This is a genomic window from Pseudomonas sp. S3E12 (assembly GCF_001702295.1).
GTDB lineage: Bacteria > Pseudomonadota > Gammaproteobacteria > Pseudomonadales > Pseudomonadaceae > Aquipseudomonas > Aquipseudomonas marginalis.
The window spans coordinates 307,401-328,384 of record NZ_MBDT01000021.1; the positions used below are offsets into that span (position 1 = coordinate 307,401).

A 20,984-nucleotide genomic window follows, 5' to 3' on the forward strand; every position below is an offset into this window, starting at 1 on the left:
CACTGGAAATCCAATCTGGGAGGGGTTTGCCCCTCCCAGATTTTTAACCGCGCCCGCTTGAAATACGCTTGCCGAGCTTGGTGCCAATCATCTTCGCCTGCCCATCCTTCTGCTTCCCCGTACGCGCCTCGCTGATCAACCCCGGGATCAACCTGCCCTCCGGCAGATTCTTCCAGAACCGACTCGGCAAGTGCCCTTCCATCACCTTGGGGTTCAACCGCGCCGGGTTGAAGATATGGCTGTAGTACGTCAGCCACATCGCACTGTGGGGATCCTCGACGTTCTGCGCCAGCTGCTGCCAGGCCTCAGGGCATTGGCGTTGATGAATCAACTGTTCGCCATCGTAATAAACCCCATCCAACGGCGTGGCGATCATCCAGCGATGGCGCCCCATGCGCCCGACAAAATGCTGGCTGGCCGATTTGAGGATGTCATGGGCCGGTTCATGCCAGGCCACGTACTCCGGCAACTCGGGCCCTGCTTCTGCCGGCAAGGCGATAAAGCGCACAAACGCATGCAGGTGATGGGCCTCGCGACTCACCTGCTTGATGCGCCGCTGCAGCTCAGTGCCGAGTTTATCCCCCGCCAGCATCGCGGTGCGGTCGCCATGGCTGACGCGCCAGAGCACTTCGTACAACAGGCTCCAACGCTGGTCGCCGTGGTAACAGGCGGCTGACGCCAACAGCTCCAGCAGCGCCTTGGGAATACGCGCCTGGAACGGCCCCAAGCCCGCGGGGATCGGCTCATCAGTGGCAAACAGGTCCGCCGCCTGCACCTCGCCCCAGCTGACCTGGCTGGGGTCGACCTGATGGCTGAGCAGCCAGCGCGCCTGTTCGCGCCAGGTGCTGAAGAGGTTGTCGCATTCCAGGCTGATCATCCCCACAACCCCATCTGCTGCGGCTGCGGGCGGTCGCGCAGTTGTTCGCGCAGCAGCACGCTGGTGCTGTCCGCCTGTTGCGGGTGGTAGTCACTGGTGATGAAGAATGGCTTGGCCTTGGCCAGTACACAGCGCATGCGGGCCAGGTCTTCAAAGCGGATCTTGCGTTCGCGGCGCAGGTCCACCAGGCGCTGGGTCGTGCGCAGGCCGATGCCCGGGATGCGGGCGATCAAGGTCGGCTCGGCACGATTCAGGTCCAGGGGGAATACCTCGCGGTGCTCCAGGGCCCAGGCCAGCTTGGGGTCGATGTCCAGGGCCAGGTGGCCGGGGCCTTCGAACAATTCGTTGGCACTGAAGCCGTAGCTGCGCAGCAGGAAATCCGCCTGGTACAAGCGATGCTCGCGCATCAATGGCGGCGCGGCCAGGGGCACGCTTTTCGGGCTGTTGGGGATGGGGCTGAAGGCCGAGTAATACACGCGGCGCAGCTTAAAGTTGCCATACAGCGCCTCGGCACTGTGGAGGATGGTGCTGTCGTCGGTCTCGTCGGCGCCGACGATCATCTGGGTACTCTGCCCGGCCGGGGCGAAACGCGGTGCACGGGGTTCGTTGAAGACCGTCTGCTCGCCGGTGTAGATGGTCTGCATGGCCTGCTTGATCGAGACGATCTGTTTTTCCGGCGCCAGGGTTTGCAGGCTGGCATCGGTGGGCAGTTCGATATTCACGCTGAGGCGATCGGCGTAGCGCCCGGCCTCGGCAATCAGCGCCGGGTCGGCCTCGGGGATGGTCTTGAGGTGGATGTAACCGCGAAAGTCATGCTCTTCGCGCAGCAGCTTGGCCACCCGCACCAATTGCTCCATGGTGTAGTCGGCCGAACGAATGATGCCGGAACTGAGGAACAGCCCGCTGACGCAGTTGCGCTTGTAGAAATCCAGGGTCAGGGTGACCACCTCCTCCGGGCTGAAGCGTGCACGGGGCACGTCGCTGGAGCGGCGGTTGACGCAGTATTGGCAGTCGTAGAGACAGAAGTTGGTGAGCAACACCTTGAGCAAGGACACGCAGCGACCGTCCGGCGTGTAGCTGTGGCAGATGCCCATGCCATCGGTAGAGCCCAGCCCCGCCTTGCCTTCCGAGCTGCGCTTGGGCGCGCCGCTGCTGGCGCAGGAGGCGTCGTACTTGGCGGCGTCGGCGAGGATGCTGAGTTTTTCGATCAACTGCATGGAGGCTTACCGATACTGGTTTTTTGTACAGTATCAGCCAGCCCCCCGTGTCACAAGTGCAGCCTGTCAGCTGGCGGTGGCCAGGAGCAGATCCTGTACCGAACGCCCCTTGCCACGGCTACGGTCATTTTCAAACAGCGACGCCGCGATCTCATCCGCGCGAATCGGCAGTACCGACAGCAACGTATCGCTCAAGCCATGGCTGGCCTGGCTGAAGCCCTGGATGTAGATGCCGGCCTTGCAGCGCTCATCGGTGACGATGCGGTAGTCGCGCGCCACTTCAAAATCACCCAGATACTCCTCCAGCGGCGCCAGCAATGCGCGGTGGGTCTCGCGCTCGTAGCCAGTGGCAAGGATCACCGCGTCGTAATGGTTGACGCTGGTTTCGCCGCTGGCGTTGTTGCGCAGGGCCAGTTCGATGCCCAGGGGGCCGGGGGTGGCCTTCTCGACCACGGTCATGGTGCGGAAGGCCTGGCGGGCGATGCCGGAGACTTTCTGGCGGTAGAAAATCCCGTAGATGCGCTCGATCAGGTCGAGGTCGACCACCGAATAGTTGGTGTTCTGGTACTCGGCGACCAGGCGCTCGCGCTCGGCACCGACTTGCTGGAACACCAGGTCGGTGAAGGCCGGCGAGAACACTTCGTTGACGAACGGGCTGTCATCGGCGGGCTTGAGCGCCGAACCGCGCAGGATCATGTCGACCTGTACCGATGGGAAGCTGTCGTTCAGGTCGATAAAGGCTTCGGCCGCGCTCTGGCCACCGCCGATGATGGCGATGCGCATCGCCTTGCCGTCCACGCAAGGCTGGGCAGCCATGCGCTCCAGGTACTGGGAATGGTGGAACACCCGGCTGTCGCCCTTGAGGGCCTTGAAGGTTTCGGGAATGCGCGGTGTGCCGCCGGCGCTGACCACCACCGAACGGGTGGTGCGCACATGCTGCTCGCCCAGGGTATCGCGAGAGATCACGCGCAATGCCTCGACCTGTTGCTGGTGCAGGATCGGCTCGATGGCCAGTACTTCCTCGCCGTAGCGGGCCTGGGCCTGGAACTGCCCCGCGACCCAGCGCAGGTAATCGTTGAACTCCATGCGGCACGGGTAGAAAGTGCCCAGGTTGATGAAGTCCACCAGCCGGCCGTGGGTTTTCAGGTAATTGACGAAGGAGTACGGGCTGGTGGGGTTGCGCAGGGTCACCAGGTCCTTGAGGAACGAAATCTGCAATTCGCTCTGGGTCACCAGGGTATTGCCGTGCCAGCGATAGTCGGCCTGTTTGTCGAGAAACAGTACGTCCAGTTTGCCCTGGGCCTTTTCGCGCTCCTGCAGGGCGATGGCCAGCGCCAGGTTCGAAGGGCCAAAACCGATACCGATCAGGTCGTGAACCGCGGGCGAAGCAATTGCCTGTGTCATTCCAGTGTCCTCTGGATAAGCCCCTTGGCGGTGGGGCGGGAATACCTTCGAGACCTGCACAACAGGTCATGTGTTGATAGGAAACGAGGACAGTGAAAAAAAATTTAACCGATCGGTGATCAGTGCGCGTCCCACTCGCGCATCCGCACCCGGCAGTGCTTCATGGCGTTGACGATATGTTTTTCCACCAGGGTGCGGGAAATACCCAGGCGCTCGGCGATTTGCAGGTGGCTCAAGCCCTCGAGTTTGCGCAACAGGAAGCTGTCGCGGCAGGCCGCCGGCAGCTCGGCCAGGGCGCGCTCGAGCAAGGCCAGGCGTTGGCCGTAGTCATGAGTGGCATGGGGCGAACACGCGGCAAAGCGCTCCTCGCTGTCGAGTACCTCCAGGGGTTCGACCTGGCGCAGGGCATTGCGCCGGTGGCCGTCGATCACCAGGTTCAGCGCGGTGCGATACAAAAAGGCACGCGGCTGTTCGATGGGCGTCTCGCTGGACCGTTCCAGCACCCGGACATAAGCGTCATGCACCACATCCTCGGCCACCTGACGGTTGCCCAGCTTGGCGTTGAGGAAACACACCAGCTCGCGATAGTAGTTTTCCAACATGACTCCCGACCGCCGGGTGGCGGCATTAGGTCCTGTAGGAGCGAGCTTGCTCGCGAAGTACGTCAACGATAACGCGGGAAACCAGAGTGAACGCGGCGTCCTTGACCTCTTCGCGAGCAAGCTCGCTCCTACACAAATACAGGCCATTCAGTAATGGCAGTTTGGGTAGGTGCAATTTATAGTAATTCTCATCTACTTTTAAACAAGACTTGCACCTACAGGCCGTTTTTTTTCTCCACAAGACCTGTAACCACTTATGTAACAGCCTAAATCCTCGGGCAATTCTCTCGTTTAACTGTCAGCTCTGCGCAACTGCGCTCCGAACTTTCCCGGCTGGAACCTAAGCATGAAACGCCCTCGACCTGCCCGACGCGCCTTGCTCGCTATCGCGTGCCTGATTCCCATCATCGCCGTCGCCGCCTGGCAGGTGTTGCCGCCGGGGCGTGACAACCTGACCACCGTCACCGTCACCCGCGGCACTATCGAAAACAGCGTCACGGCCCTGGGCACCCTGCAACCACGCCGGTATGTCGACGTGGGCGCCCAGGCGTCCGGGCAGATTCGCAAGATCCACGTTGAAGCGGGCGACCAGGTGCAGGAGGGCCAATTGCTGGTGGAGATCGACCCCTCGACGCAAAAAGCCAAGCTCGATGCCAGCCGCTACGCCATCGAAAACCTCAAGGCCCAGTTGCAGGAGCAAAAGGCCCAGCACGCCCTCGCCCGCCAGAAGTACCAGCGCCAGCAGCGCCTGGCCGCCGGCAACGCCACCCGCGAGGAAGACGTGCAAACCGCCAAGGCCGAACTGAGCGCCACCCAGGCCCGGATGGACATGTTCCAGGCGCAGATTCTCCAGGCCCAGGCCAGCCTGCGCAGCGATGAAGCGGAGCTGGGCTATACGCGCATCTACGCACCGATGACCGGCACCGTGGTCGCGGTGGACGCGCGCGTCGGCCAGACCCTAAATGCCCAGCAGCAGACGCCGCTGATCCTGCGGATCGCCAAGTTGTCGCCGATGACCGTGTGGGCGGAAGTCTCGGAAGCCGACATCGGCCACGTCAAACCGGGCATGACCGCCTACTTCACCACCCTCAGCGGCGGCAACCGGCGCTGGACCAGTACCGTGCGGCAGATCCTGCCGATCCCGCCCAAGCCGCTGAATGAAACCCAGGGCAGCGGCAGCCCCAACAGTTCCAGCAAGAGCGGCAGCGGGCGCGTGGTGCTGTACACCGTGCTGCTGGACGTGGACAACAGCGACAACGCGTTGATGGCCGAAATGACCGCCCAGGTATTTTTCGTCGCCAGCCAGGTCAAGGATGTCCTCACCGCACCGGTGGCCGCGCTGCTGGGCACCTCAAGTACCGACAAGCAGATCGCCCGCGTGGTCGCCACCAACGGCCGCATCGAAGAACGTGAAGTGCGCCTGGGCATCAGCGATCGCTTGCGGGTCGAAGTGCTCGACGGCCTGCACGAAGGCGATCACCTGCTGATCGGCCCGGCCGACGGCAACGGGGGTTGAGGTGACCACGCCCCTGATCGAACTCAAGAACATCCGCAAATCCTACGGCGGTGGCGACAGCCCGCAGGTCGACGTGTTGCGCGGCATCGACCTGTCGATCCATGCCGGGGAATTCGTCGCCATCGTCGGGGCTTCCGGTTCCGGCAAGTCCACGTTGATGAATATCCTCGGTTGCCTCGACCGCCCAAGCCTGGGCGAGTACCTGTTCGCGGGGGAAAACGTCGCCCACCTGGACAGCGACGAATTGGCCTGGCTGCGCCGCGAGGCCTTTGGCTTCGTGTTCCAGGGCTACCATTTGATCCCCTCGGGCTCGGCCCAGGAGAACGTCGAGATGCCGGCGATCTACGCCGGCATCAGCGCCGCCGAACGCCATGCCCGCGCCCACGCCCTGCTCACGCGCCTCGGCCTGGCCGAGCGCACCGGCAACCGTCCGCACCAGCTGTCCGGCGGCCAGCAACAGCGTGTCTCGATCGCTCGGGCGCTGATGAACGGCGGGCACATCGTCCTTGCCGATGAACCCACCGGTGCCCTCGACAGCCACAGCGGTGCCGAGGTAATGACCCTGCTGGACGAACTGGCCAGCCAGGGCCATGTGGTGATCCTGATCACCCACGACCGTGAAGTCGCGGCGCGGGCCAACCGCATCATCGAGATTCGCGATGGCCTGATCATCAGTGACTCGGCCGATGACGGCGCCGCTCCCCTACCGGCCACCAGCGGCGCGCTGCAAGCCGTGGACCTGCGCCAGCGCCTGGCCGACGGCGCCGAACACAATGGCGCCTGGAAAGCCGAATTGCTGGACGCGGTCCAGGCCGCCTGGCGGGTGATGTGGATCAACCGTTTTCGCACCGCGCTGACCCTGCTGGGGATCATCATCGGCGTGGCCTCGGTGGTGGTGATGCTGGCCGTGGGCGAAGGCAGCAAACGCCAGGTCATGGCGCAGATGGGCGCGTTCGGCTCCAACATCCTCTACCTCAGCGGCTCATCGCCCAACCCGCGCACGCCGCTGGGTATCGTCACCCTCAACGACGTCGCGGCGCTGGCGGCGCTGCCCCAGATCAAGCGCATCATGCCGGTCAACGGCACCGAAGCCGGCGTGCGCTATGGCAACGTCGACTACATGGCCTATGTGGGCGGCAATGACACCAATTTCCCGGACATTTTCAATTGGCCGGTGGTCGAGGGCAGTTACTTCACGGCGGCCGACGAGCGTGCGGCCGCCACCGTGGCCGTGATCGGCCATCGCGTGCGGGAAAAGCTGTTCAAGGGAGAGGTCGACCCCATCGGCCAATACATCCTGATCGAAAACGTACCATTCCAGGTGATCGGCGTGCTGGCGGAAAAAGGCGCCAGCTCCGGCAACAAAGACAGTGATGACCGTATCGCCATCCCTTACTCCGCCGCCAGCGTGCGCCTGTTCGGCAGCTACAACCCCGAATACGTGGTGATTGCCGCAGCCGATGCGCGCAAGGTCCACGAGGCCGAAGTGGCCATCGACCAGTTGATGCAAAAGCTGCACAACGGCAAGCGCGACTACGAGCTGACCAACAACGCGGCGATGATCCAGGCCGAGGCGCGCACCCAGAACACCCTGTCGCTGATGCTCGGCTCGATTGCCGCGATTTCTCTGCTGGTGGGCGGCATTGGCGTGATGAACATCATGCTGATGACCGTGCGCGAACGCACCCGCGAGATCGGCATTCGCATGGCCACCGGCGCGCGCCAGCGCGACATCCTGCGCCAGTTCCTGACCGAGGCGGTGATGCTGTCGGTGGTCGGTGGCCTGTGCGGCATTGCCCTGGCCCTGCTGGTGGGTGGTGTGCTGGTGCTGGCCAAGGTGGCGGTGCAGTTTTCCCTGGTGGCGGTGCTTGGCGCATTCGGTTGCGCGCTGGTCACCGGCGTCGTATTCGGCTTCATGCCGGCCCGTAAAGCTGCCCGGCTCGATCCGGTTAAGGCGTTGACCAGTGAATAAACGATCCATCCCCCCGTACCTGCCCGCACTTGGCCTGTGCCTGCTGCTCACGGCCTGCGCCGGTGACCCGCCCAGCGTGGACAGCGCTATTGCGCCGCCGGCCGCCTGGCAGTTCGCCGAACGCGACGCCGCCCGGGCCACCAACCAGCGCTGGTGGACGCAGTTCGGCAGCGCGCAGTTGAACCGCCTGGTCGACCAGGCCCGGCGTGACAGCTTCGACGTGGCCGCCGCCATGGCCCGCGTGCGCCAGGCCCAGGCCACGGCGGTGATTGCCGGGGCGCCACTGCTGCCCGAGGTGAAGTTCAACCTTGCCGCCAGCCACCAGAAGTTGTTGCACGGCACGGGCGGGCCGGACCTTGACGCCTCACAAAGCGATGACGACGTGAACAATTTCGGCGCCAACCTCACCGCCAGCTACGAAGTGGATTTCTGGGGTGGCCGCGCCGCCGCCCGTGACAGCGCCCTGCACAGCCTGCGGGCCAGCGAGTTCGACCAGGCCACCGTGGAGCTGACCCTGCTCAGCAACGTCGCCGACCGTTATGCGCAAACCCTCGCCGCCCGCCAACGCCAGCAGATCGCCGAGTTGAACCTGGCCAATGCGCGTAACGTCCTCGACCTGGTGCAGACCCGTTACGACGCAGGCTCCGCCACGGCCCTGGAACTGGCCCAGCAGAACAGCCTGGTGGCCAGCCAGCAACGCCAGCTGCCATTGATTCAACAACTGGCCGAAGAATCCCAGATCACCCTGGCCGCCCTTCTCGGCCAGCCGGTCCAGGCCCTGGACCTGGGCGCCGAACCCTTCCAGGCGCTGGCCTGGCCAACCATCGGCGCCGGCCTGCCCAGCCAGCTGCTCAGCCGCCGCCCGGACATTGCCAAGGCCGAGGCCGAACTGGCGGCAGCCCAGGCGGACGTCACCGTGGCCCGTGCCGCCATGCTGCCGGCCCTGACCCTCGGCGCCACGCTCGGCTCCGATGCCTACAAAGCCGTGGACGTCCTGCGCAGCCCCTACTACACGCTGACGGCCGGCCTGGTCGGGCCGATCTTCAACAACGGCCGTTTAAGCGCCGAGCGCGACAAGGCCCGCGCGCGCCAGGATGAGCTGTTGCAAACCTACCGCGGCGCGATCATCAACGGCTTTGCCGATGTGGAAAAAGCCCTCAGCAGCATCACGCGCCTGGACCAGCAACGCCACTGGCAAACCCAAGAACTGCAACAGGCCCAAACCGCCTTCCAGATCGCCGAAAGCCGCTACCAGGCGGGCGCTGAAGACCTGCTCACCGTACTGGAAACCCAGCGCACCCTGTACGCGGCCCAAGACTTGAATGTGCAGTTACGGCTGTCACGCCTGCAGGCCAGCATTGCGTTGTACAAAGCATTGGGTGGCGGCTGGAAGACTGATATCTGATAAACGAAACTCTTATTTCCTACGCAATCCGTTTTCTCAACCTACATTCTTCGACCTCAGGTCCTTGGTAAAACAGCCGCCATCCCACGGCTGACCCGGACCTCTCGATGACTGCTGCAAACTCCCTGGCGTGCGCCTGTCTCTGGCTGCTGGCGAGCCTTGGCCATGCCGAGCCCCTGATCAAGCCCACCGCCATCGACTGGTTGCTGGACTGCCCGCTGCCCCACGTTGAGGGCCTGGACCCCGAGGTGCTCGCGCGCACCCAGTGCGGCATCGTGACCGTACCGCGCAATTACGCTGCGCCGCGTCAAGGCAGCATGCGTCTCTACCTGACCCGTGTGGGCGCCCGCGAGCCGCTGAACCGCGCCGGCCTGGTCTTTGCCCAGGCCGGCAACGCCTCGAGAAGCAACACCGGCGGCACCTTCGCCATTCAGTTGGCCAGCCGCTGGGGCGACTACTCCACTCAGGCTTACCGCAGGCTGCTCAATTACTATGACGTCATCGAACTCAGCCACCGCGACCTCAAGCACGACAAAAGCGTCGAACACGCCGCTCGGGACATGGAGTTCGTACGTGCCCAGCTGGGCGATGCACAACTGCTTTACCTGGGCAATGCTGACGCCACGCGGCTGGGCAACCACTACGGGACGCTGTATCCGGAACGCGTCGCGCGCATGGTGCTGGTCAATGCTCCCTACGGAGAAAAGGCTGCGCCCCTGGTCGAGCAGCTGCGCCTCAAGGAGCCCGCTCAGACGACGGCCAGCGGCTGCGTCAACCGATGGGTCGGCGACTTCCTGGCCTATGGCAGGCAACCGCCCCCGTCCACCCGCTGCCTGGATTCGGGCAATTGGGAGTAGCGCGTCGTTTACGACCTGTTGCCGCCGAAAACGACACCCTGCGTTGACGCTCCGCCGCAATCGTTATTAAGTGCTATTTATCCGCATTAATACGATAAATCGAACCCATGCTGACTCGCCCGCTACGCCGCAAACGCCAGAAGCTGTCCGACGTGATTGTCGAGTCGGTCAAGCGCTCCATCGTCACCGACGCCTTGAAGCCCGGCGACCGCCTGCCCACCGAGCGTGAGCTGATGGAGAGCTTCCAGTGCTCCAAGGGCTCGGCCCGTGAAGCGCTCAAGGCCCTGGAGGTCGAGGGGCTGGTGAGTACACGCACCGGCCCCAGCGGCGGTGCCTACCTGAACCAGGCCGGCACCGAACCCGCCAGCCGCGCGCTGCGTAACTACCTGCACTTCCAGCACCTGGACGGCGAGCAGGTGTACCAGTTGCGCAAGGTCATCGAAGTGGAACTGGCGGTGTCGGTGCTCGGGCGCCTGAGTGAGGACGACTACCGGGCATTGCAGGACAACGTGGATTTCTGCAGCGCCCCCGAAGACAGCGAAGCCGGCCAGCGCGAGCAACGCCTGGCGGAACTGGAGTTCCACAACCTGCTGGCCAAGGCCTGCCCCAACCCGTTGCTGAGCTTTATGGCGCAATTTCTCAACGACCTGCTGCGCGACCTGGTGGTGCTGAAAAAAGCCTACAAGCCCAAGCGCAAGCAGTTCGACGCCGCCAACCTCGACTATCACAAACAGCTGCTGAACGCCTTTCGCGCCGGGGATGAAGGCGCGGTACGCAGCCTGATGCATGAACATATGTGCGACGCCGAACACCATATGACTGCGCTGGAAGGCCAGGTCAGCCCGCACTTTCTACTGGAGTTCGACCACAACCACTGAAAACACCCCGCCCACAGTTGACTGCATTCACTGCGTTATCCCAATAACAGGCCTGCCCACAGGCCCTGCTCCACCGTATCGCCCTTGCTACTCCTGCCAATAACTAAACCAGGGAGTCACCCCATGCAGCGTCGTACGTTATTGAAAGCCAGTCTTACCGCGGCCGCCGCCCTCAGTCTTCCACTGAGCGTGCGTTCGGCATTCGCCGCCGAGCCCTTTACCTTTTACGGCCTCAAGTCCATGTCCGGCGCCTTTGCCAGCTATGGCAAGTTTGCCGACATGGGTTCGCGCCTGGCGGTGGCACAACACACCGAGCTGCTGGGCCGGCCCTTGAACTACAAGGTCATCGACACCGAGGGCAACGCCGGCAAGGCCGTGCGCAAGGTGCAGGAAGCGATCCAGCAGGACGGCGCGCGGTTCTTCCAGGGCTGCACGCTGTCGTCGTCGGCACTCGCGGTGGCCAAGGAAGTCGACAAAGTCGGCGGCGTGTTCATGACCCCGGTGGGTGCCGATGAAGTCACCGGCAAAGACTGCAACCACGCCACGTTCCGCTGGTCGGTGCCCACCTACGGCGCGATCCGCGAAACCATGGTGCCGCTGATCAAGCTGCTGCCGGATGCCAAACGCTGGTACACCATCACGCCGCAATATGTGTTCGGCGAAGCGCTGCTCGAAGGCGCCAGAAACGTACTCAAGGAACATGGCCTGGAGCACGTCGGCAACAGCTACCACTCGCTGCAGGAGCAGGAATTCTCCGGCTACCTGACCAATGCCATTTCCACCAAGCCGGATGTGCTGGTGTTGCTCAACTTTGGCAGCCAATCGTCCAACACCCTGCGCCAGGCGGTGAACTTCGGCATCAAGGAGCGCATGAAAGTGCTGCTGGTGTGGTCCGCCGGCCTCGACCAGTTCCAGGAACTGGGCAGCGATATCCTCGACGGCGTATACCTCGGTGCGCAGTACTGGCATCAGGTCGACACCCCGCTCAACCGCGAACTGGTCAAGCTGACCCAGGCCAAGTACGGCATCAACCCCACCTACCCGTTGGCCGCCGACTACATCAGCACCAAAGTCATGCTCGACACCATCATCGCCACCGGCAGCTTCGACGGGCCGACCGTGGCCAAGGCCATGCAGGGCCTGAGTTTCGAAGGCCCCACCGGCAAGGAGTCGATCCGCGCCGGCGACCACCAGGTGATCAAGGACTACTACCTGCTGATCGGCAAGGCCGCCGGCGACATGGCCGACAAGGATGACCTGGCCAAGGTGCTCAGCGCCGGCCAGTCATTCCCGACGGTGGAAGCCACGGGCTGCACGCTCGCCTGATCCGCTAAAACACCACCGTTGTACACGGCAGGGCCGCCCGGGCGGCCAGCTGTTCGAGGGTTTCTGCATGCTTAATCTTTACCTGTTCCAGATACTCAACGGCCTTGGATTGGGAATGATCTACTTCCTGATCGCGGTCGGGCTGACGATCATTTTCGGCCTGCTCAACTTCGTCAACTTCGCCCACGGCGCGTTCTTCCTGCTGGGCGCCTACATCTGCTACACCGCCGTGAGCCTCACCGGCAACTTCTGGCTGGCGCTGTTGATTGCGCCGCTGGTGGTGGCCGCGTTGGCCTGGGTGATCGAGCGGCTGTTGATCCAGCGGATCTATCACTTGCCGCACATGTTCCAGATCCTGGTCACCCTGGGCATCGCGCTGATCATCCAGGAAGCCAGCGTGATGATCTGGGGCCCGGTGGGCAAAAGCGTCGCCGTGCCGGAACTGCTGCGCGGCGTGCTGGTGGTGGGTGATTTCGTCTACCCCTACTACCGCCTGTTCCTCATCGTGTTTTCCGGGCTGGTGGGCCTGGGCCTGTGGCTGCTGCTGGAACGCACGCGCTTCGGTGCCCTGGTGCGCGCCGGCAGTGAAAGCACCGAGACCGTGTCGCTGCTCGGCACGAATATCTTCCGCCTGTTTTCCATGACCTTCGCCCTCGGCGTGGGCCTGGCCGGCATGGCCGGGGTGCTGTTCGCGCCGTTGCGCGGTGCGCAGCCGTTCGTTGGCCCGGAGATTCTCGGCATCGCCTTCGTGGTGGTGGTGATCGGCGGCATGGGCTCGTTCAGCGGTGCGCTGGTCGGCGGTTTGCTGGTGGGCGTGGTGCAAAGCCTGATGACCACACTCTGGCCCCAAGGCGCGAGCCTGATGATCTACGGCGCCATGGCCGTGGTGATTCTGGTGCGGCCTTACGGCCTGTTTGGGAGAGCCTGACATGAGCGAGAAAAATCCCCTGCCGTTTGCCAAAACCCAATCGCGCGCCATGTTGTTGTGGGTCGTGGCGGTGCTGATCGGCCTGCCCTTGATATTGCCTTCGGCGACCCTGGCCAGCGAGATCCTGATCTTTGCCATGGCCGCCCTGGCCTGCAACCTGTTGCTGGGCTACACCGGGCTGCTGTCGTTCGGCCAAGGCATCTTCTTTGGTGCCGGCGCCTACTGCGCGGCGCTGCTGATGATCCACCTGCAACTGGGGTTGTTCGCCGCGCTGCTGGGCGCCGCCATCGCCGGTGGCTTCCTGGCCTTGCTGGTGGGCGCCCTGGCGATCCGGCGCACCGGCATTTACTTCGTGATGCTCACATTGGCCTTCAGCCAGATGGCGTACTTTGTCGCCTACACCTTGAGCGACTGGACCGGTGGCGACAACGGCCTGCTCAGCGTACCGCGCCCCGAGATTCGCCTGGGTGACACCGTGCTGCTGTCCCTGGCCGACGCCCGTGCGTTCTATGGTTTTGTCGCGGTGCTGTTTCTGTTGATCTTTATCGGCGCACGCCGGGTGATCGCCTCGCCGTTCGGCAGCACGCTGATGGCGATCCGCGAAAACGAAACCCGCGCCTCGGCCATCGGCTACGACACGCGGCACTTCAAGATCCTGGTGTTCGTGCTGTCCGGCGCAGTCACCGGGATTGCCGGGGCGCTGTACGCCATGCTGCTGCACTTTGTGCCGCTGTCGAATATCGACCTGGCGATGTCCGAGAACATCCTGATCATGACCATTATCGGCGGCACCGGCTCGCTGTTCGGTTCGTTGCTGGGCGCCGGGTCCATCGTGCTGCTGGGGGATTTTCTCTCCGACCTGTGGCCCCGTTGGCTGATGCTGCTGGGGGTGATCCTGATCCTGGTGGTGATCTTCATGCGCGGCGGTTTGTGGGGCGGCCTGGCCGCGTTGTTCGAGCGCGTGCGCGGCCGTCCCAAGGTCGTCGTCGCCAAGGAGGAAGGACTATGAGCATCCTGTTGGAAACCCGGGACCTGGAACTGGCCTATGGCGCGTTCCGTGCGGTGAACGGCGTGAACCTCAAGGTCGAAGCCGGCACCATCCACACCATCATCGGCCCCAACGGCGCGGGCAAGACCAGCCTGTTCCACTGCCTGACCGGTGAACGCCAGGCCACGGCCGGAGCGATTCATTTCGACGGCAGGAACCTGATGCGCAAGCCGGCCCACGCGCGCGTCGGCCTGGGCATGGCGCGCTCGTTCCAGCTCACCAGCCTGTTCCAGAACCTCAGCGTGCGCGAAAACCTGCGCCTCGCCGCCCAGGGCCGCGACGGCGCACGTGCGCTGAATTTCTGGCGCCGCGTGGACAGCAAGCGCGAACACCTGGAGATGGCCGACCAGGTGCTCGAACGCCTGCAACTCAGCGCCCGTGCCGAGACCCTGGCCGGCGAGTTGTCCCACGGCCAGCAACGGGTGTTGGAGGTGGGCATGTCGATCTGCTCCAAGCCCAAACTGTTGATGCTCGACGAGCCCACCTCGGGCATGGGCATCGATGACATCCCGATCATGACCCAGTTGATCAGCGACCTCGGCCGCGACCACACGGTGCTGTTGATCGAACACAACATGAGCATCGTCATGTCCATCAGCCAGCGCATCACGGTGATGAGCCACGGGCAGATCCTGGTGGAAGGCACGCCGGAGTTCGTGCGTGCCGATGAACGCGTGCGCAGTGCTTATCTTGGGGAGGCTGCCTGATGCTGATCGTTGACAACATCCATTCCTACTACGACAAGAGCCACGTGCTCGAAGGCGTGTCGCTGAGGGTCAACCCCGGCGAACTGGTGACCCTGCTCGGGCGCAACGGTGCCGGCAAGACCACCACCCTGCGCAGCATCCTCGGCATCATCTGCCCGCGCCAAGGCCAGATCCACTTCAACGGCCAGGCGCTGGTGGGGCAGAAAATCTTTGAAATCGCGCGCCAGGGCCTGGCGCTGGTGCCGGAGAATCGCGGGATCTTCCGCCTGCTGACCGTCGAGGAAAACCTGCGCATCGCCGTGCGCAAGACCAGCCGCTGGCAGCTTGAAGACGTGTACGGCATGTTCCCGCGCCTCAAGGAGCGGCGCAGGAACGCCGGCCATGCGCTCTCCGGCGGCGAGCAACAGATGCTCGCCATCGCCCGCGCCCTGCTCAACGATCCGCAGTTGCTGATCCTCGACGAACCCACCGAAGGCCTGGCCCCGGTGATCGTCGACGAACTGGTGAAGATCCTGCGCAAGGTCAAGGACGACGGCCTGCCGGTGCTGCTGGTGGAACAGAACCTGATGGTCTGCGACAAGCTCGCCGACCGCCATTACGTCCTCGAACAGGGCCGCGTGGTCTACGAGGGCAGCGCCGCCGCCTTCCGCGCCGACCCGACCATCAAGAACCGCTACCTGGCGCTGAGCGCCTGACGGGAGAATGCAGATGAACAGTTTTGCGCAACCGCTCCAGGGCAACGCCCCGCTGATCAACCGCGACCGCCTGTGGCAATCGCTGATGGACCTGGCGCAACTGGGCGCCACGGTCAAGGGCGGCGTGTGCCGCCTGGCCCTCACCGACCTGGACCGTCAGGCCCGTGACCTGTTTGTACAGTGGTGCGAAGCCGCCGGGTGCAGCGTCAGTGTCGACGCCATCGGCAATATCTTCGCCCGCCGCCCTGGGCGTAATCCGGCCCTGCCGCCGGTGATGACTGGCAGCCACATCGACACCCAGCCCACCGGCGGCAAGTTCGACGGCTGCTACGGGGTGATGGCCGGCCTGGAAGTGATCCGCACCCTCAACGATTTGAAGATCGAGACCCAGGCGCCGCTCGAAGTGGTGGTATGGACCAACGAAGAAGGCTCGCGCTTCCCGCCGTGCATGATGGGCTCCGGGGTATTTGCCGGTAAGTTCGACTTGCAGGACACCCTCGACAAACGCGACGACCAGGGCCTGTCGGTGGGCGCTGAATTGCAGCGCATCGGCTATGCCGGTTCGCGTGCGGTGTCGGGCCACCCGGTCGGCGCGTATTTCGAAGCGCATATCGAGCAAGGCCCGGTGCTGGAAGACCAGGCCACCACCATTGGCGTGGTCATGGGCTGCCTGGGCCAGAAGTGGTTCGACCTGACCCTCACCGGCGTCGAAGCCCACGCCGGGCCGACGCCCATGCACCTGCGCAAGGACGCCCTGGTCGGCGCCGCCGAGGTGGTCAGCGCGGTCAACCGTATCGCCCATCAGCAGCAACCTCACGCCTGCGGCACGGTCGGCTGCCTGAGCCTGCATCCGGGTTCGCGCAATGTGATTCCCGGCCAGGTGCACATGACCCTCGACCTGCGCCACCTGCATGCCGACAAGCTGCAGGCCATGGTCGATGAAGTACGTGGCGTGATCGAAGCCACCGCAGCCCGGCACGGGTTGACCTTCGAACTGACGCCCACCGCCGACTTCCCGCCCCTGGACTTCCACCCGGCCTGCGTCAACGCCGTGCGCGATGCGGCGGGTGCCTTGGGCCTGAGCCATATGGACATCGTCAGCGGCGCCGGGCATGACGCGATTTTCGTCGCCGAGCTGGGCCCAGCCGGGATGATCTTTGTGCCGTGCGAAGGCGGCATCAGCCATAACGAAATCGAAAACGCCGCGCCGGATGACCTGGCGGCCGGGTGCGCCGTGTTGTTGCGCGCCATGGTCAACGCGGCGCAGGGAGACAGGGCATGAGTGAGATGGGCCAACTGACAGCGGTGCAACTGCTGGAGCATTTCCGTAACAAGACCTTATCGCCGGTGGACGTCACCGAAGATGCGCTGCTGCGTATCGAGCGCTACAACCCGGTGGTCAACGCCTACTGCCATGTCGACCCCGAGGGTGCGCTGCACGCGGCGCGGGCGTCGGAAGCACGCTGGTTGAAGGGGGAGCCCTGCGGTGCCCTGGATGGCGTGCCCGCCTCGATCAAGGACCTCACGCTGACGCTCGGCATGCCCACCCGCAAGGGCTCGCGCACCTCGTCGGCCGAGGGGCCGTGGGACGTCGACGCGCCCTTCCCGGCCTTTATGCGCCAGGCCGGCGCGGTGCTGCTGGGCAAGACCACCACCCCGGAATTCGGCTGGAAAGGCGTCACCGATAACCCGCTGTACGGCATCACGCGCAATCCGTGGGACACCCGCACCACCGCGGGCGGTTCGTCTGGCGGCGCGGGGGCGGCAGCGGCGCTGAACCTGGGCGTGCTGCACCAAGGCAGCGATGCCGGCGGCTCGATCCGCATCCCCTGCGCGTTTACCGGCACCTTCGGCATCAAGCCAACGTTCGGCTATGTGCCGCAGTGGCCGGCCAGTTCGATGACCATCCTCTCGCACCTGGGGCCGATGACCCGCACCGTGGAAGACAGCGTGTTGATGCTGCAAGCCGTCGCACAACCGGATGCGCGGGATGGCCTGATCGGTGCGCCGAGGACCACGCCATGGCTCACGCCGCACACGGATTTGAAAGGCCTGCGCGTGGCCTACAGCCCCACGTTTGGCTATGTGGATGTCGACCCGCAGGTGGCCAGGGTAGTCGCCCGGGCGGTTGAGGGCCTGGTGCAGTTGGGTGCCCATGTCGAGCAGATCGACCCCGGTTTCAGCGATCCGCTGGAAGTGTTCAGCACCTTGTGGGCAGCGGGCGCGGCACGCCTGACCGGGTCCATGAGCGACGCGCAGAAACAACTGCTGGACCCTGGGCTGCTGCGAATTGCCCAGCGTGGCGAGCAGTTGAGCCTGGATGACTTCACAGCAGCCCTGGAAGCGCGGGCGGCACTGGTGGCCCGGATGGCGGCATTCCACGAGCATTACGACGTGCTGGTCTCGCCGATGATGCCGATCACCGCGTTCGAGGCCGGGCACAACGTACCGCCCGGTTCCGGCATGCAGGAATGGACCGAGTGGACGCCGTTCACCTACCCCTTCAACCTCACCCAGCAGCCGGCGGCGTCGGTGCCGTGCGGCTTGGCGGCGAATGGCTTGCCGGTGGGGTTGCATGTGGTGGCGGCGCGGTTTGCCGATGAGCAGGTGTTGCGAGTGTGCCGGGTGTATGCCAAGGAGTTTCCAACCCGGCACTTACAGACACCGATCACCCCAACACCGTAGATCCAAATGTGGGAGGGGCGGTGCGACGATTCGACTTGCCTCTCCCACATTTTCTGAGCGCACTCCAATCCCCTGCCTCTACAATGTCCCCCATTCATCCCCGGGGGCTTCATGGACATCGAACTGGCACGCACTTTCCTGGAAATCACCCGCTGCGGCAGCCTGGCCGCCGCCGCCGAGAAACTGCACGTCACCCAGACCGCCATCACCGCACGCGTTAAAAACCTGGAAAGCCAGCTGGGCAGTACGCTGTTCGTGCGCAACCGTGCCGGTGCTCGCCTGACCGCCGACGGCGAGGCGTTTGTGGTGTACGCCAACCAGTTGCTGCAAACCTGGGAAGCCGCGCGGCGCGACCTGCCGTTGCCCGATGGCTATCGCAATGTGCTGCATATCGGCGGTGAGGTCAGCCTGTGCAACCCGTTGATGCTTGGCTGGGCCCGGGCCCTGCGCGAGCAGATTCCCGGGCATGCCCTGCGTACCGAAGTGCGTGAAGGTGAATACCTGCTGCGGCAACTGGAGCTCGGCGTACTCGATGCGGCGCTGGTGTTCCAGCCGCAGTACTGGCCGGGGTTGCAGGTGGAGCAGGTGCTGGAAGAAAAACTGATCCTGGTGCAGCTGGCGAGCAAACCGGCCCCGTACGTCTACATCGATTGGGGCCCGGGTTTCCGCCAGCAGCACGATGCTGCCCTGCCCGACAGGGCTCGCGCGGCGGTGAGTTTCAACCTCGGGCCGCTGGCATTGCAGTACATCCTCGAGAACGGCGGCGCCGGGTACTTCCGCACGCGGGTGGTCCAGAGCTACCTGGACAGCGGCGTGATGCAGCGCGTGCCCAAGGCCCCTGAGTTCAGCTTCCCGACGTTCCTGGTGTACTCGCGGGCACGGGATTCGGCGGTGTTGCAACAGGCCCTGGGGCTGCTGCGTGAAGTGGTCAAGGCCGAGAGTGACTGGTCGCAGCGCTGGGACCCGTTGATCTGAATCCCTTCCCCGGCGCAGCGCGCAAAACTCGCAGATTCCCGTGTACCAACTAAGCTCAGTCTCCAACAAAAAAACCTGAGCAGCCCGCCATGGTCCACCCTACCGAGACGTTTCGCAGCCGCTACCGCGCCGAGGTCAGCCCCCATTACAACCCCTGGCTGCACGTCGGCTTTGTGCTCGGCTATGGCGTGTGCTGCATCTCCCTGGCCGGGGCCTCCACCCACCGAGTTACGCCGTTCGAGTGGCTGACCGTGCCGCTGACCCTGGTGTTCTTCAACCTCTGTATCTACCTGGTGCATCGCCACCTCGGCCACCACAAGCACGCCTTGGCCCGCCTGTTCTATGCGCGCCACACCGGTGATCACCACAGCTTCTTTACCCCCGGCCACATGACCTACGACAGCCCGCGAGACTGGCGCGTCATTCTCTTTCCGGCGTGGCTGATCGTGCTGCACAGCCTGGTCATCACCCTCCCCGCCTGGTGGTTGCTCCAGCACCTGAACACCAATGTCGCCGGGCTGTTCGCCGGGAGCATGATCCTCGGTTACCTGCTCTACGAAGTGTTCCACGCCTGCGAGCACTTGCCCGCCGACCACCCGCTGGCGCGCCTGCCGTGGATTCGCCAGATGCACCGACTGCACGCCCTGCATCACCGCCGCGAGCTGATGCAGGGGCGCAATTTCAATATCGTCCTCCCGCTGATGGATTACCTGTTCGGCACCCTGTACTGGGAACCGAACCCCAACGACAACCAGGAATCGTCATGAGTACCCGTCGAAAGAAAATGCGTCATCTGCTGTTTGTGCTGCTGCTAGCGGTGATCGCTTTCCTGCTGTTGATGCCGACCAAAGTGCAACCGGTGAACTGGGCTCCGCCCAAGGCGCCATCGATGAAGGAAGGCGCCTATGCCGACAACCAACGCCTCAAGGCTGTGCAGAAAATCGGCGCCCAGGGCATCGCCGGCCCCGAGGCCTTGCTGCTCGATGCCAACGGGCTTCTGATCAGCGGGCTGCATGACGGCCGCATCATCCGCACGTCGCCCGACAGCCCCACCCTGGAAGTGCTGGCCAACACCGGTGGGCGGCCGCTGGGCATGGCACTGCACCCGGACGGGCGCTTGATCATTGCCGACGGGGTCAAGGGCTTGCTCGCGCTGGATCCCCAGCGCCAACTGACCGTCCTGAGCGCCAGCGCCAATGGCGTCCCCTTTGGCTTTACCAATGACGTGACCATCGATGCCGGCGGGCGCTATGCGTACTTCAGCGATGCTTCGAGCCGCTGGGGTTATGGCCAGGATGGCGAGGCGGTGATCGAGCATGGCGGCGATGGTCGCCTGCTGCGCTATGACTTTCGCAACGGCACCACCGAGGTGTTGCTGGACCAACTGCAATTCGCCAACGGCGTGGCCCTCGGCCCCGATGAAAATTACCTGCTGGTCAATGAAACCGGGGCGTATCGCATCAGCCGCTACTGGCTCAAGGGCGAACGTGCGGGCAACCACGACTTGTTTATCGACAACCTGCCCGGCCTCCCGGACAACCTCAGTTTCAACGGCCAGGACCGTTTCTGGGTGGCGCTGTACTCACCACGCAACCCGCTGCTGGACAGCTTTGCCGGCTACCCATTGCTGCGCAAGGTGATGGTCCGCGCGCTGATGGTGGTGCCCAAGCCCATTGAGCGCAAAGCCTTCGTGCTGGGGCTGGATACCGACGGCAAGGTCATCGCCAATTTGCAGGATGGCAGCGCCGGCAATTACTCACCCATCACCACGGCCCGGGAATATGGCGACTGGCTGTACCTGGGCTCATTGAAGAATACGAGCATGGCGCGCTTGCCGTTGAAGCTGGCGTTGGCGCAATAACGCAAAAAGGGCATACAGGCGCTTGGCCTGT

At 64.1% G+C, this 20,984-nt stretch carries 19 protein-coding genes; 15 read left to right on the top strand and 4 right to left on the bottom strand.

Annotated features, from left to right (window positions below):
- Positions 1 to 43: 43 nt before the first annotated feature.
- The 4 genes from BB029_RS18025 to BB029_RS18040 form a co-directional block, all read right to left on the bottom strand.
- Positions 44 to 877, bottom strand: coding sequence for a TIGR03915 family putative DNA repair protein (locus BB029_RS18025; protein WP_065940204.1), 834 nt, complete (start codon positions 875 to 877; stop codon positions 44 to 46).
- Positions 874 to 2,094, bottom strand: a complete 1,221-nt coding sequence (locus tag BB029_RS18030; RefSeq protein ID WP_065940205.1) for a putative DNA modification/repair radical SAM protein — start codon at positions 2,092 to 2,094, stop codon at positions 874 to 876. The genes BB029_RS18025 and BB029_RS18030 overlap by 4 nt, the downstream gene beginning before the upstream one ends.
- A gap of 66 nt (positions 2,095 to 2,160) precedes the next feature.
- Entirely contained in the window at positions 2,161 to 3,498 is a 1,338-nt protein-coding gene (locus tag BB029_RS18035) for a lysine N(6)-hydroxylase/L-ornithine N(5)-oxygenase family protein (RefSeq protein ID WP_065940206.1), read from the bottom strand.
- Positions 3,499 to 3,617: 119 nt separating this feature from the next.
- Positions 3,618 to 4,100 carry a sigma-70 family RNA polymerase sigma factor gene (locus tag BB029_RS18040; RefSeq protein ID WP_065923789.1) on the bottom strand — a complete coding sequence of 161 codons (483 nt, stop codon included), beginning with the start codon at positions 4,098 to 4,100 and terminating at the stop codon, positions 3,618 to 3,620.
- Positions 4,101 to 4,446: 346 nt separating this feature from the next.
- On the opposite strand from BB029_RS18040, the gene BB029_RS18045 reads away from it, so the two are divergent.
- The 15 genes from BB029_RS18045 to BB029_RS18115 all read left to right on the top strand — a co-directional run bounded on the left by BB029_RS18045 (position 4,447) and on the right by BB029_RS18115 (position 20,953).
- Positions 4,447 to 5,616, top strand: coding sequence for an efflux RND transporter periplasmic adaptor subunit (locus BB029_RS18045; RefSeq protein ID WP_065940207.1), 1,170 nt, complete (start codon positions 4,447 to 4,449; stop codon positions 5,614 to 5,616).
- A gap of 1 nt (position 5,617) precedes the next feature.
- Positions 5,618 to 7,588: a MacB family efflux pump subunit gene (locus BB029_RS18050; protein ID WP_065940208.1), complete on the top strand. Its 1,971-nt coding sequence runs from the start codon at positions 5,618 to 5,620 to the stop codon at positions 7,586 to 7,588.
- On the top strand, positions 7,581 to 8,993 hold the full coding sequence (locus BB029_RS18055; protein WP_065940209.1) for an efflux transporter outer membrane subunit: 1,413 nt from the start codon (positions 7,581 to 7,583) through the stop codon (positions 8,991 to 8,993). Before BB029_RS18050 ends, BB029_RS18055 begins: the two co-directional genes overlap by 8 nt.
- A gap of 107 nt (positions 8,994 to 9,100) precedes the next feature.
- Positions 9,101 to 9,850 carry an alpha/beta fold hydrolase gene (locus BB029_RS18060; protein WP_065940210.1) on the top strand — a complete coding sequence of 250 codons (750 nt, stop codon included), beginning with the start codon at positions 9,101 to 9,103 and terminating at the stop codon, positions 9,848 to 9,850.
- Positions 9,851 to 9,957: 107 nt separating this feature from the next.
- Positions 9,958 to 10,728 carry a FadR/GntR family transcriptional regulator gene (locus tag BB029_RS18065; protein WP_027606168.1) on the top strand — a complete coding sequence of 257 codons (771 nt, stop codon included), beginning with the start codon at positions 9,958 to 9,960 and terminating at the stop codon, positions 10,726 to 10,728.
- 123 nt (positions 10,729 to 10,851) lie between these two features.
- Positions 10,852 to 12,054 (top strand): ABC transporter substrate-binding protein, encoded by a 1,203-nt coding sequence (locus tag BB029_RS18070; protein WP_065940211.1) that lies wholly within the window; start codon positions 10,852 to 10,854, stop codon positions 12,052 to 12,054.
- Between the two features lie 67 nt (positions 12,055 to 12,121).
- The gene (locus BB029_RS18075; RefSeq protein ID WP_065923782.1) at positions 12,122 to 12,982 is read left to right on the top strand and encodes a branched-chain amino acid ABC transporter permease; all 861 of its coding nucleotides are present in this window, start codon (positions 12,122 to 12,124) and stop codon (positions 12,980 to 12,982) included.
- Between the two features lies 1 nt (position 12,983).
- Positions 12,984 to 13,991 carry a branched-chain amino acid ABC transporter permease gene (locus BB029_RS18080; RefSeq protein WP_065940212.1) on the top strand — a complete coding sequence of 336 codons (1,008 nt, stop codon included), beginning with the start codon at positions 12,984 to 12,986 and terminating at the stop codon, positions 13,989 to 13,991.
- Complete coding sequence (locus tag BB029_RS18085; protein ID WP_065940213.1) at positions 13,988 to 14,737, top strand: ABC transporter ATP-binding protein; 750 nt, start codon at positions 13,988 to 13,990, stop codon at positions 14,735 to 14,737. The genes BB029_RS18080 and BB029_RS18085 overlap by 4 nt, the downstream gene beginning before the upstream one ends.
- A complete protein-coding gene (locus BB029_RS18090) occupies positions 14,737 to 15,432 on the top strand; it encodes an ABC transporter ATP-binding protein (RefSeq protein WP_065940214.1) in 696 nt (231 codons plus the stop codon). The genes BB029_RS18085 and BB029_RS18090 overlap by 1 nt, the downstream gene beginning before the upstream one ends.
- Positions 15,433 to 15,445: 13 nt before the next feature.
- Positions 15,446 to 16,714, top strand: a complete 1,269-nt coding sequence (locus BB029_RS18095; RefSeq protein WP_065940215.1) for a Zn-dependent hydrolase — start codon at positions 15,446 to 15,448, stop codon at positions 16,712 to 16,714.
- Positions 16,711 to 18,117 carry an amidase gene (locus BB029_RS18100; protein ID WP_065940216.1) on the top strand — a complete coding sequence of 469 codons (1,407 nt, stop codon included), beginning with the start codon at positions 16,711 to 16,713 and terminating at the stop codon, positions 18,115 to 18,117. Before BB029_RS18095 ends, BB029_RS18100 begins: the two co-directional genes overlap by 4 nt.
- A gap of 111 nt (positions 18,118 to 18,228) precedes the next feature.
- Positions 18,229 to 19,092: a LysR family transcriptional regulator gene (locus BB029_RS18105; protein ID WP_065940217.1), complete on the top strand. Its 864-nt coding sequence runs from the start codon at positions 18,229 to 18,231 to the stop codon at positions 19,090 to 19,092.
- Between the two features lie 89 nt (positions 19,093 to 19,181).
- Entirely contained in the window at positions 19,182 to 19,859 is a 678-nt protein-coding gene (locus BB029_RS18110; RefSeq protein ID WP_065940218.1) for a sterol desaturase family protein, read from the top strand.
- Entirely contained in the window at positions 19,856 to 20,953 is a 1,098-nt protein-coding gene (locus tag BB029_RS18115; protein WP_065940219.1) for an SMP-30/gluconolactonase/LRE family protein, read from the top strand. Before BB029_RS18110 ends, BB029_RS18115 begins: the two co-directional genes overlap by 4 nt.
- Positions 20,954 to 20,984: the final 31 nt, after the last annotated feature.